General features: G+C 57.9%; 9 protein-coding genes. 5 read left to right on the top strand and 4 right to left on the bottom strand.

Going from position 1 to position 12,931, the window contains the following annotated elements:
- The first annotated feature begins 20 nt into the window (after window positions 1–20).
- Both ACUNV4_RS23975 and ACUNV4_RS23970 read left to right on the top strand, forming a co-directional pair.
- Window positions 21–902, top strand: a complete 882-nt coding sequence (locus ACUNV4_RS23975) for an efflux RND transporter periplasmic adaptor subunit (protein WP_430881171.1) — start codon at window positions 21–23, stop codon at window positions 900–902.
- A gap of 46 nt (window positions 903–948) precedes the next feature.
- Window positions 949–4,008, top strand: coding sequence for an EAL domain-containing protein (locus tag ACUNV4_RS23970; RefSeq protein ID WP_430881170.1), 3,060 nt, complete (start codon window positions 949–951; stop codon window positions 4,006–4,008).
- A 161-nt stretch (window positions 4,009–4,169) separates the two neighbouring features.
- Here ACUNV4_RS23970 and ACUNV4_RS23965 read toward each other — a convergent pair whose 3' ends face one another.
- Window positions 4,170–5,276, bottom strand: coding sequence for an aminotransferase class I/II-fold pyridoxal phosphate-dependent enzyme (locus tag ACUNV4_RS23965; protein WP_430881169.1), 1,107 nt, complete (start codon window positions 5,274–5,276; stop codon window positions 4,170–4,172).
- Window positions 5,277–5,718: 442 nt separating this feature from the next.
- Here ACUNV4_RS23965 and ACUNV4_RS23960 point away from each other — a divergent pair, with 442 nt between their 5' ends.
- The gene (locus ACUNV4_RS23960) at window positions 5,719–6,036 is read left to right on the top strand and encodes a DUF3135 domain-containing protein (protein ID WP_430881168.1); all 318 of its coding nucleotides are present in this window, start codon (window positions 5,719–5,721) and stop codon (window positions 6,034–6,036) included.
- A gap of 163 nt (window positions 6,037–6,199) precedes the next feature.
- Here the strand turns inward: ACUNV4_RS23960 and ACUNV4_RS23955 are convergent, their stop codons facing one another.
- Window positions 6,200–7,180, bottom strand: a complete 981-nt coding sequence (locus tag ACUNV4_RS23955) for an aldo/keto reductase (RefSeq protein ID WP_430881167.1) — start codon at window positions 7,178–7,180, stop codon at window positions 6,200–6,202.
- 89 nt (window positions 7,181–7,269) lie between these two features.
- On the opposite strand from ACUNV4_RS23955, the gene ACUNV4_RS23950 reads away from it, so the two are divergent.
- Together ACUNV4_RS23950 and ACUNV4_RS23945 are read left to right on the top strand one after the other, a co-directional pair.
- Window positions 7,270–8,178 carry a LysR family transcriptional regulator gene (locus ACUNV4_RS23950; protein WP_430881166.1) on the top strand — a complete coding sequence of 303 codons (909 nt, stop codon included), beginning with the start codon at window positions 7,270–7,272 and terminating at the stop codon, window positions 8,176–8,178.
- A gap of 383 nt (window positions 8,179–8,561) precedes the next feature.
- Entirely contained in the window at window positions 8,562–9,674 is a 1,113-nt protein-coding gene (locus ACUNV4_RS23945) for a hypothetical protein (protein WP_430881165.1), read from the top strand.
- A 214-nt stretch (window positions 9,675–9,888) separates the two neighbouring features.
- Here ACUNV4_RS23945 and ACUNV4_RS23940 read toward each other — a convergent pair whose 3' ends face one another.
- Together ACUNV4_RS23940 and ACUNV4_RS23935 are read right to left on the bottom strand one after the other, a co-directional pair.
- The gene (locus tag ACUNV4_RS23940) at window positions 9,889–11,838 is read right to left on the bottom strand and encodes a PAS domain-containing hybrid sensor histidine kinase/response regulator (protein ID WP_430881164.1); all 1,950 of its coding nucleotides are present in this window, start codon (window positions 11,836–11,838) and stop codon (window positions 9,889–9,891) included.
- Window positions 11,839–11,845: 7 nt separating this feature from the next.
- Complete coding sequence (locus ACUNV4_RS23935) at window positions 11,846–12,904, bottom strand: NAD(P)-dependent oxidoreductase (protein ID WP_430881163.1); 1,059 nt, start codon at window positions 12,902–12,904, stop codon at window positions 11,846–11,848.
- Between the last annotated feature and the right edge of the window lie 27 nt (window positions 12,905–12,931).

Below are 12,931 nucleotides of genomic sequence, written 5' to 3'. Positions count from 1 at the left end.
GGTCATGGAGTACCTTGCCAATGCGTGTTGTATCTCGCATGCCGAATTACCTTGTCGTGATCTGTCTGCTGCTGCCTGCAACCGGCGCATGGGCGCAAGAGACTGTCGCATCTGCTGCGTCTGCGTCAGTGAACACACATGAGTGTCTGATGGAGCCCATGGTGGTGCTGGAACTTGGCAGCGAGACGCAGGGGCTTATCGAGGTACTTGAGGTGGACCGGGGAGAGCGTGTTGCGGCGGGGGACGTGGTGGCGCGATTGAAATCCACTGTCGAGCGCCGTCGCGTCGAACAGGCGCGCAAGCGGGCCGGAATGCGCGGCGAGATAACGGCCCGTGAAGCCGATCTGGAACTGGCCAGTATCGTGCTGGATCGCTCCACCGGGCTGCATGGAAAATCGCTGATCTCGTCGCAGGAACTGGATGAGGCTCGCGCCCAGTACCGGGTGGCACAGGCAGCGCTGGAGCAGGCCCAGGACAATGCAGGACAGCTGGAACTGGAAATGCTCCGCGCTGAAGCTTTGCTGGAGCAGAGGATCGTTCGCAGCCCGGTGGATGGGGTGGTGGTTGAGCACAGCAGCTTTGCCGGCGAGTTCGTTCAGGACAACCCCATCATGACCATAGCCCAGCTCGACCCCTTGCGAGTGGAAGTGGTGCTGCCACTGAGTGAGTTCGGCAAGTATCGGCAGGGTGATACTGCAAGGGTGAAACCGGAGCTGGGTGGCCCCGAGGTCATTGCCGTGGTGGATGTGGTCGATCCCCTGCTGGATGCCAGCAGTGGCACTTTCGGGATTCGTCTGTTGCTGGACAATGCCGATGGGCAGCTGATCGCTGGTCAGAAGTGTACTGTCAGCATCGACCCGGCATCCGGACTGCACACCTCCAGCGACACTGTAGAACAGTGAAAAGCAAACCGGTGTCCGCAGTGACAGGTGCTCTGAGGTGACGCTGATGGAGAGACTCAGGCAACTGTTGCGACGCTCTCACGCCATCAAGCTGGCCACCAGTCTGGCCATGCTGGTGCTGTGCATGCTGTTTCTGGCTGATCTGTTCTCCCTGCGTGGCAATCCCTTTGCCGAGAGGCAGATGTCTCGCAAGGTGGTGGCGGAGAGCCTGGCCGTCCAGTTGTCGACGATGATCGGTCTGGCAGACGATCGCGCGGTACAGCACGCCCTGATGGAATTCGTGCGTCGCAGTGATGATGTGCTGGCTGCTTCATTGACACAGTCCTCGGGAGAGGTGCTGGCGGAATACGGCAATGGCAGTCTGCTGAGGCCCGATGATCGCCGATCATCAGCAACTCATATGGTCGTCCCCATTTTCGACGGTGAATCCACCTGGGGGCATGTGCGCGTCGCCTATGAACATATCAGTCGTCTGGCCGACGATGCCAGGTATTTCGGCTTTCTGGTAGTTGGGGCATTCCTGATGTTCATCGTGTTTCTGCGACGCGCCCTGTTGCAGATCGATCCGAGTCAGGCGGTTCCAGGTCGAGTCAATTCGGCATTCAATCTGTTTACCGAAGGTGTCGTCATTCTGGATTCGAATCTGCGTATCATGCTGGGCAATCAGTCGGCGGCGCGCATGACAGGTCAGGCGCCAGAGCAACTCATCGGCAAGCTGCTGGACGACTGGCCCTGGATGAAGGATGAGGCCTGGCAATCACCCTGGAAGACTGCGTTCAATACAGGCCTGGGGGTATCGGATCAGAACCTCTATCTCGATGGTCACGACGGTCAGAGACTGATCGTGGTCAGCTGTACCCTCGTTGGTGATGAGGACCCCTCCCGTAGCGGCGTCATGGTGACTCTCAACGACATGAGTGCCATGCAGAAGAAGAACCGGGAGCTGTCGGTGACGCTTCACCAGCTCAAGAAGACCCAGGAGCATATCTCCGAGAAGAACCGTGAGCTGGAAGCGCTCGCCTGGCTCGACCCCTTGACCGGCCTGCTCAACAGACGCAAGCTGATGGACAGTTTCAAGGAACTGGTCGACCATGCCCTCGAAAATGGACAGCCTCTGGTCTGTGTGATGCTGGATATCGACTTCTTCAAGGCAATCAACGACAACTACGGTCATGCAGCGGGAGACGAGGTCATCTGTGCGGTAGCCGGGCAACTGAAACTGGTTGGCGAGGCGAAGGACATTGCAGGTCGCTACGGTGGTGAGGAATTTGTCCTGGTTCTGCCGGATACGACGCTGGAACGTGGTACCGAAATGGCTGAAGCGCTACGCGAGGCCGTGGAGCAACTGGCAAACGATGTGACTGTACCTGTGCCTCGCATCACGGCCAGTCTGGGCCTGAGCGAGTTGACGCGCGAGGATCGGTCACAGGATAGTGTCAATGCCATGCTGGAACGAGCAGACAAGGCTCTTTATGCGGCCAAGGAATCGGGCCGCAACCGTGTTGTCGTGCACGAGCCTGACACGCTGACAATGCTGGCGGCCAACAAGGCTGCCCATGATGAACGACAGAAAAGGGACGCATCAGCGCTCCAGGACAATGGGCAGGAAACCGCAACCCCGGCGGAGCGGATCTCACGCGCTGCAGAGTCGGATTCGACGGAGCCTGAGGCTGCCGACGGATCGGATGAAACCCGCCTCGCGCGTGATGCTGATGCTGTTCAGGCCATAGTGCATCGTCACAAGAAAGAAGTGGCGATGCTGAAAAGCCACGACCACACGACTCGCCTGCCACGTCGGCAATTGTTCATGCATGCGGTCGAAAACGAGCTGTTGCGCGCCGAACGCATGGATCGCTCGCTGGCTATCGTATCCATCGAGGTCAGGGACCTGCAGCGACTCTTGTCCAGTCTCGGTCATCAGCAGTGCGAAGTCATGATCAAGACGGTGTTGGACAGAGTTCAGGATGAGCTTCGCGCCAGCGATGTGGTGACACGCATCAACGAGGCGCACAGCATCTCTCATCTGGCTGACAACGAGTACGGTGTGCTGTTGTCGGATCTGAAGGAGCCGGATCAGGCGCTGCCCATCATCACGCGCATACGTCGCGTGCTGAAGGACCCGGTCGAGTGTGAGGGTGAGACCATCTATCCGGGTTTCAATATCGGAGTGGCTTTGTATCCGGATTGCGGGGACCTGGCCAATGAACTGCTTGAATCCGCGATAGGCGCCAGACTCGAGGCGGCGAGGCTGCCGGAGAAGGTGGCGTATCATTTCGCATCGGCAGACATGGAGAAGATGTCCCGCGAATACCTGCAACTGGAGGCAGACTTGTATCAGGCGGTTGCCGAACACCAGTTCGAGGTCCATTTTCAGCCCAAGTTCGATCTGGCAACGCGCACGATTGGCAGTGTCGAGGCTCTGGTGCGCTGGACTCATCCGACTCGCGGCAATGTCTCACCGGCGGACTTCATACCGATCGCCGAAACCAATGGCCTGATCGGTCAGATCTTCCATCAGGTGCTTGATGCTGCGCTGGCACAGCTGCTCGAGTGGGATCGCATGGGGCTCGACAAGATCAGCGTATCGGTCAATTTGTCGGCCTCACAGCTGCGTGATGCCGACCTGGTCTCCGATGTGCTGAAATCGCTGAAGCGTGCCGATCTTGCACCGCCAAGGCTGGAGATCGAGTTGACGGAAACCTCCATCATCCAGTCACCACAGCGTGCCCGAATCGCGCTCGGTCAGTTGCATGATGCCGGTGTATCGATCTCCATGGATGATTTCGGAACGGGGTATACCTCTCTGGGACTGCTGGCCGAGCTGCCTCTGGACTCTGTCAAGATCGATCGCTCCTTCATCGTTGCCATGCAGAGCAGTGAGCGCAGTCGTGCCATTGTCGAATCGGTCATCAACATGGCTCATACGTTACGCCTGCTGGTGGTGGCAGAAGGCGTGGAGACCAATGAGCAACTGACCACGCTGGATGCACTTGGTTGTAACGAAGTACAGGGCTACCTCATCAGCCGTCCGCTGGCCGGTCCGGAGATAACCCGTCTGCTGGAGCGTGAAGGGCGGCAACAGTCGCAGCGGCTGCAGGCTGGTTAGCTACCGGCTACCGGCTACCGGCTACCGGCTACCGGCTACCAGGTGCCAGGTGCCAGGTGCCAGGTGCCGGGTGCCGGGTGCCGGGTGCCGGATTCCAGCTTCTACGGTGACTGTCCATGATTGCGCCTCCCGGCGTTCAATACGTTCTCCTCAACACATGCTTATCGAACACTCTGTTCGAGGCCAGTCTGGAATTCCCGGACAAACAGATCATGTTCATCGCTGGTGCCAACCCCCACGCGCAGAAAGCGATCGTGCGGAGGCACCATGGGCTTGCGCAGGAAGACGCCGGCCTGTTCGAGTCGCTGAAGCAGGTGATTGGCCAGCTCTGCCGAGCCCAGATCCACGGCAACGAAATTGGTTGAGGAAGGCAGGCAGGGCAACTGCAGCTTCTCGGCCAGATCGTAGATGCGTTGTCGCCCGTCGCTCACCAGCTGACTGACGCGGGGCAGCATCTCGTCGTCCTGCAGTGATGCATCGGCGGCAATCTGGGCCAGACGGTTGACGGCAAAATGATTGCGAATCCGGTTGAATCCGGAAATGACATCGACATGTCCCATCACATAGCCGATGCGCATGCCCGCCATGCCATATGCCTTGGAGAATGTGCGAAAACGCAGAACCTGCGGATTATCCATATTCAGTGGCGCCGGATGCTGGTCCGTCATGAATTCGGCATAGGCTTCATCGAGCAGCAAGATGCAGCCTGCCGGCAGTCGCTCGATCATGGACTGTACGGTGTCGGCCGAAAGGCTGGTGCCCATGGGGTTGTCCGGGTTCGACAGATAGACCAGCCGCGCCTTGTGCCGGGCGGCGCTCTCGAGCAAGGCTTCCGGATCCTCATGGTGATCGGCATAAGGTACGGTATGCAGCTGTCCGCCAAAACCATTGACATGGTAATTGAAGGTGGGATAGGCACCCAATGACGTCACGACGGCATCGCCAGGTTGTATCAGCATGCGTACCGTCAGACCCAGCAGAGCATCGATACCGGCGTCTACGCAAATATTCTCCATGCCGATACCGTGTATTCGGCTCAGGCGTGAGCGCAGCTGGTGATTTTCGGGGTCCCCATACCAGCTGCATCCCGAGATGCCGATCTGATCATGCATTGCCTGAATGGCCAGTTCCGACAGGCCGAAGGCACTTTCGTTGGCACCCAGGCGGGCTCTGAAGGGTGCGCCCAGCCGACGTTCAAGCGTTTCGGGTCCGGTGAAGGGAACACTGGCGGGCAGGGCTTGTACCAACGGAGTAAAGGGGATGGACATGCTGGAGGATCCTGTACGGGTGGTGAATGTGCTGGCCGGAGCATGGTGATGTGATGGCTGGCGAAACACAGGGTGGCTGGCAAGCGGGTCGGAGTCAGAGCATAGCCTCAAACCGGGCCGGATGATGAATTCGGGCAGTCAATGGTGGAGGCCTCCTACCGCTTGTGGCGATCGTCTCCGACGCCTGTTCCGGCTCGCATGCAGGCTGCCCGGTTGGCCGGGAAGGGCTGCAGCATGAAATCCGGATATGCTGTGCAGCCTGGCAGAACGTGAGAAACACTTTGCAGGAACGGGTTCATCCAGTCTGTTGGCTCACGAAAACAGGGGCTGGCAGGACAGCTGGCTGAATGGGGAGCCGCTACTGTGGGCCAGAGCACATTGTTCATGATGACAATATGCAGAATGGGGCTCTGACAGACTCGTCATGCCGGGGGGCAACCCGATGCAACAGAATTCAACTGACGATTTCGATTTCGATGACTGGGCCGGTCTCTATGTGGAGAACCCCGAGGAGTTCGAAGCGCGACGGCAGGCGACACTCATGATCGAACTCATGCGGCAGACGCCGGAGAACGCCCGGAACGGGCGCCAAACACTGGACTCCTTCGAGCTGGCCGTGCAGAACCGCAACCCCGAAGAGCGCCTGAAAATGGCAGCCAGCCTGATGATGGACTCGGTTCATCAGCTCAGCGCCGAATTGCAGTTGCTGAAACAGGCACTGCAGCAGCTTGAAGAGACAGCGAGTACGGAGCCACTCTAACGCGTTGTTATCAGGCTGCGACAAGCTGGATTCACTTCGCCGTTCAGGCGTTCAGGCGTTCAGGCGTTCAGGCGTTCAGGCGTTCAGGCGTTCAGGCGTTCAGGCATTCAGGCGTTCAGGCGTTCAGGCATTCAGGCATTCAGGCATTCAGGCATTCAGGCATTCAGGCATTCAGGCCCTTCATGCCTTCAGCCGTGTAGCGTTCACCGGCCACTTCCAGATCGGCAATCGCGCTTTCCAGATCGCTCAGATCGGTAGCGCTGAGCGCTACATCGATGGCGGCTGCATTCTGTTCCAGATAGTGCAGACGACGCGTCCCCGGAATGGGAACGATGTTGTCGCCCTTGGCCAGCAGCCAGGCCAGTGATACCTGAGCCGCCGTGCAACCGAGCCTCGTCGCCATGGCTTGCACACGTTCCACCAGAATTCGGTTGTGATTGGCATTCTGCTCGTTGAAACGTGGCAGCATCGCCCTGAAATCGCCTTCTTCAAAACGGGTGGATGCCGTGAAGCTACCCGTGAGGAACCCTCGCCCCAGAGGTGAATAGGGGACGAAGCCGATATTCAGTTCACGGCAGGTGGGCAGGATCTGTTCTTCCACGTCACGCGTCCACAGTGAATATTCGGTCTGTACCGCTGTGACGGGGTGTACGGCATGGGCTCGTCGCAGCGTGTCGGCGCTCACTTCGCAAAGTCCGATATGCCGAATCTTTCCTGCCTTCACCAGGTCGGCCAGTGCCTGCATCAGCTCTTCGATGGGCTGCTGCGCATTCACTCGATGAACATGATAAAGGTCGATGCAATCGATGCCGAGTCTGCCGAGAGAGGCCTCGCAGGAGGCCCGCGCGTATTCGGGGCTGTTGTCGATGGTGCGTGCGTATTCGCCCGGCTTCCTGACAATGCCGAACTTTGTGGCAATTTCCAGCGGTTCCGAGCATTGCTTCAGGAAGCGGCCGATCAGCTCTTCGTTATGATGCGGGCCATAGATGTCCGCGGTGTCCAGAAAGCTGATGCCCAGCTCTACGGCCCGATGCAGTACCTGCATGGACTCCGCATCGTCGTGGGGGCCATAGAATTCGCTCATGCCCATGCACCCCAGGCCGATGGCGGATACATCGAGATTGCCAAGTTGACGTCGTTGCATGTCTGCGTCCTCAAGTACTTGAAGGCTTGCAGTATGGCTTTCCGATTGCGATAGTACGACCCTTGTAAACAGAAAGTCGTATTTCATTAATGGAAAACACCAGCGGCTGCAGGCTGCATTGGGATGATGCGCCCGTGTTTCTCGCCATTGCCAGGCAGGGAACACTCAGCGCCGCGGCGCAAGTGCTGGGCGTTGGCGTGGCGACAGTGTCCAGGCGGATCGAAAGACTGGAAAGGGCGCTGGGAAGTACATTGTTCCTGCGTCATCAGTCCGGCTATCGGCTGACCAGCGAAGGCGAGGATCTGCTGCATCGGGCCGAACAGCTGGAGTCGGCCATGATCGGTTTCCGGAAGCAGGCCTTGCCGGCTGATGAGGTCAGAGGGCATGTGCGGTTGGCAACCGCCGAAACGCTGGCCAATATCGTCATCATTCCGGCCCTGGCGCCACTGCTGGCAAGATATCCTGATCTGACGGTCGAGGTGTCAAGCGATATCTCCACGGTCAATCTGCATGGCCATGATGCCGATCTGGCTGTGCGCATGACGCGTCCAGAGCGCGGAAACCTGAAGATTCGCCGAATCGGCAGTCTGGAATATGGCCTGTATGGCAGCAAGACCTACATGAACTCACGCCCGCAATCAGCCGAGACATTGTCGCTGCTGCATGATCGATTCATCGGCTGGTCGGACGCCTGTGCTCATCTACCGGCTGCGCAGTGGCTCGATGCCTGTATGCAGGGTAAGGAGCCGGTTCTTCGTACTACAACTCTGACAGCTCAAGTGCAGGCCGCCATCGCCGGCATCGGCCTGGCAGTGCTGCCGGTGTTCGTGGCAGCCGATGCCTGTCTCGAGAAATTGCCGATCAGCCCGGATATACAGCAACCGGTATGGCTTGTCGTGCATGCCGATCTGAGTGAGTCAAGGCGAATCCGTGTGGTCGCCGAGCATATCGTTGCCGCCCTGCAGAATCCCGACGTGGGACTGGCTCAGGCCATGTGAGACACGACCCCGTTACACCAGTGACCTCATTGCTGTGTGTGGCGCTGGCGAATAACCCTCCGGATCCTTCATGCAATCCGCTGCAGCTCATGGCCTGCAGCGCTGTTTCAGAAAGCATTCGACTGCAGGAAATGACTGAAAAACAAGGGTGAAGAGTATCTGCGCCTTTGACGCAGAGTTGCGGGAAATGCAGGATGGACATGGATCGAGTCCATCTCACAGGTTACGTGGTTACTTGTCGCGTGTCGGTTCATGCAGTAGCGTGAATTTCTGCAAATTCTGCTTGTCCCGGTCTGAATGTGCCGCTGTCGTGAGTTCTCTACAGGACCTCGTCTGCAGGCGTTGCCGTCAGGCCGGGCAATCAACAGATTCCGGGGTAAATCATGGATTCACGCATACTGATCGCAATCGTTGCCTTGCTGGTGGTTCTCTGGCTGATTCGCAGTCGTTTCCTGTTGCATTCGCAGTCCCAGGGCAATGGCAAGACACCGTCTCATCCACAACGACGCATGGATGATCGAACACTGTCGGGCCGGTGGTTCCAGCGAAGCATTGAAAGAGGCAAGCCGGACATCGAATCGACGCAACTGCAGAGCGCTGTCAACGAAACCTCTGCAGGCTCGGACAACCCTGCGCCGACAGCGTCCAGCTCTTCAGGTCTGCCGCCGCGGGCGCAGGTAGATGTCGAAGAAACTGCCAGGCAACCTGCGCAGGCGGACAACGAAGGCATGCAGTCTGAGGTCGATAGACTGACCGACTTGCTGCAGCAGCGTGAGCGTATTCTGGCTCGTAACAGACACGCGATGGAAGAGGTGGAAAAACTCAAGAAGAAGCTGTTCGACAAGGGCCGGGAAATGGAAATGCTCAAGCAGGCCTGTGCCAGGAGTGATGCGGCGCTCGCGCATTATCGGACACGCGCGCAAAGTATTGCCTTGCTCGAACAGCAGCTGGCAGAGGCTCAGGAGAAAACCGGCAGGAAAGAGCAGGAGTTGAGCGAATTGCGTGCGCAACTGCAGCAGCAACAAGAATCTCCGAAGCAGCCTGCGAAGTTGCAATACATCGATGACGAGTCGACCAGTGTCACGGAGGTGATTCGGCGCAAGAATCAGATCAGCAAGAAGGAATTGGCCCGTGAACTCAGACGAGTCGAGAAACAGGCTGAACATGCGAGGCAGAACTCGCTGGAGCTGCGACGCATACGCAGTGAGCTGGAGTCGGTATGTGCAGATCGCGCCAGTGCCAGGAATCGCATTGCCGAATTGCAGGTCCGTGTCCAGGCCCAGCAGAGGACACTGGAAACAGCTCGCAGCGCTACCGAACCTTCAGGTGAAATCAGCGCCTTGAAGCAGTCGCTCGAGGATCGTCAGCATCAGAATGAGGAACTCAGGCAGCAACTGGCCCGCTTGTCCGGCTCGTCACCCGACAGCTCGTCCAAGGTCGGTAACAGCGATTCGAGCGGTCAGGAGAAGTCGATCAAGGATGATGAAGGAAGGTAGTCTTTAATGTGCTTTCCTTCGGCTTGACTCGCCCCGACGCTTGATGAGCGAGGGGGTGAGAGGCATCCGGGTCTTTCGGGTTTTTGAATTCTTCTTGAGTTCTTGAGTTTTCGGGTTCCCGGATTCTCGGATTCCCGGATTCCCGGATTCTCGGATTCCCGGATTCCCGGATTCCCGGATTCTCGGGCACTCGGGCACTCGGGCACTCGGGCGTTCAGGAAGATTCCAGTTCCTCTTCCAGCACCGAGGCAATGGTCTTCACGAGATCCTTGGCGTCGACTGGTTTGTGCAACAGACGACAGCCGGTTTGCTGTGCTTCACGGAGTCGTTTCTTGGAGGTATCGCCGGTCACGATGATCGCCGGAATCCGTCGTTCGAAATGAGCTCTCACGGCATTGATGGCAGCAGTGCCGGTCAGTTCGTTCTTGAGCTGATAATCCACAACCAGAATGTCCGGTTGCATGTCCTGTTCCTGCAGCAGACTCAGTGCCTGTCCGGTGGATTCGGCTGCCAGTGTCTGACAGTCGAAGGCTTCCAGTATCAGTTGCTGGCCTTCCCGAATATCCGGTTCGTCGTCAATGAAGAGTATTTTCATACCGGCGAGCCTGAAAAATCGTGAAGGCGTGTTGGACTTGTTCAGATCAGTCGACTTGCCCAGGGGCACGGTCACCGTGAAGGTGCTTCCTTCGTTGGTCGCGCTTTTCAGGGTGATATCGATATCCAGAAGTTGTGCCATTTTCCGGACAATGGCCAGGCCCAATCCGAGTCCTCGCGTGGTTTTCTGCTGATCATTGTCCAGCTGGAAATATTCGGAAAAGATCTCCTCATGATGCTGTGGCGGAATGCCGGGGCCGGTGTCGATCACATCGATCTGCAACTTGCCGTCTCTTTCCACGCTGCGCAGAAGCACGCTGCCGGAGAGGGTATGCGTGATGGCATTCTGCAGCAGATTTCTGATGATCCGGGCGAACAGTACCGGATCGGTGTGCACGATCGAGTCGGTGAGTTCCACGGACACCGGGATCGACTTGGTCTTGCCTAGCTGAACGAATTCATCACGGATGCTGTTCAGCAGACTGCGAATGGAGAATGTCTTCAAGGAGACTTCAACCACGCCGGCATCCAGTCGAGAGATATCCAGCAGACTGTTGAACAACGCGTTCAGCGATTCGCTGGAATGACGGATCTTCTGCAGAACATCCCTGTCGTCGCTGTCTTGCAGACGACCTTCGAGCACCGCCAGAAACAGGCCCAGTGCATGCAGGGGTTGCCTGAGGTCGTGACTGGCGGACACCAGAAACTTGTTCTTGGCACGAATGGCCTGTTCGGCAATCTGTCGATGCTTGTCGGCATTGAGTTTTTCCTGGGTGACCTGACGCAGCATCAGGTTGCGAGCCTGCAGGTTGCGCTCCGCCAGAACTCGATCCGTGATATCGGTTGTGACAATCAGCAGTGCATAGATATTGCCCTGGGAGTTGCGCAATGGCCGTCTGGCAACACGCTTGTAGCGGCGATTGACGGCAAACGCCCGCCAGTCCAGCTCCTCATTCGTTGTGGATTCACCGGTCTGAATGGCGTGATCATCCTGAAACCAGGTTCCGCTCCAGCCGGTCCTCGGATTGCCCAGTACAACCTCGCGGTCTATCCCCACCTCCAGATCGTTCTTGCCGATGATCCTGTCCTTTGCCATGCCGACGGTCTGGGCGAAGGATTCACTGACTTCCAGGTAGCGGTGTTCGTGATCCTTGATGACTACCCAGTCGTTCAGCAGGTCGACAACCTGGTGCAGGAGCTGTATTTCAGGAGATTTCGGGGTGTCGAGCCCCAGAGGGGACTGAAAGCGCCTGACGATCTGGTCCAGTCGCCAGGCGAGAGCCCTGGTGCCGATTTCATCCGGTGTGATCAGGTCGGTGACATGTCTGCTCGTCAGGTTCTCGGGGATGTTCTGATGCGGATTGACGATGAGAATCACCGGCACATTGCGGGTGATCGGCATCGAACTCGTGGCTTGTTCCAGCTCTTGCGAGCGCCCGTCAACGATCAGCACATCGTGCAGACTGGGGTGCAGACTGGAGCGGTTGCTGATACGACTGATGTCGCCCAGGGAGCGAAGTGCATCAATCAATGACTCATGGCAATCGTCGAATACGGCAATTCTGGTCACTGTCGTGTCAGTTCCTTTCCCGGGCAATCTCTGCCACCTTGTGGGCGTCATCGACACTGGATCGTTCTTCGACATGTTGCAACTGCGCAATCTGCAATTGTCTGTCTGGCTTGCCTTGCAGCTTGTTCAGCAAGTCACTGACCAGCATTCTGCCGATGAGTTGACGCCCGCCTTCCACGGCAGCAGCTCTATGAGGTGAGAGGATGACTTCAGGCAGGGTTCTGAGAGGATGCGATATGGCCAGAGGTTCTTCCGGAAAGACATCGATGGCCAGCTTGATGCGTCCCTCGGCAGCGGCATCGACGACAGCGTCGAAGTCGATCAGGTGGGCACGGCTGATGACCACGAACAGCGAGCCTCTTGCCATGCTTGCAATGGCCTGTCTGTCGACCATGCGGTGATTGGATCGGGTCGGGGCAGCGGTGACATACACGACCCGGCAGCTGCTCATGAGAGTTTCCAGATCGACCAGTTCGATACCATCACGCTGCGCGGTGGCTTGATCCAGCCAGGGGTCAAAGGCCTTGACGGTCACATTGAATGGTCGCAGGACGTCGTGGGTTGCGCGAGCGATCGATCCGTAGCCGATGAAGCCCACCGTTGCATTGAAAACGGTGAAATCGGTTTCAGTATTGTCATTGAGCCAGTGTTCGGTGCCAGTGCGAAAATGCTCGTGCTCCGTGACCAGACCGCGGGCAGCGGCGAGCGTCATTGCCAGAGCCATCTCGGCAACGGATTCGCGAAATCCCGGTGCGCAGCTCAGTACCTGAACGCCGCGTTGCGCGCACAGCGCATAGTCGATGGTGTCCGGAAAGGCTCCTGACACTTCGACCACGGTATGCAGCCTGGTTGCCCGTGCCAGTGTGTCGGCATCCACCTGAGGGGAGGCGGCGACCAGAACGTCAGCTCTGGGCAGGGCTTCATCGAGTACGGCGGATGGAATCGGTTCATCCTGAGCCCAGATCAGCTCGAAGTGTTGCTTCAGCAGGTTCAGATCTTCAGCCGAAAACAATTCGTCAATCTTTCGCCAGTGTACATCGAGAATCAGGGTCGGTCTGGAAGGCATGTCAGGTGTGCAGGTTTGCGAAACACA

This window comes from Granulosicoccus sp. 3-233, from assembly GCF_052681095.1.
This window is presented reverse-complemented; position numbering and strand designations above follow the sequence as displayed.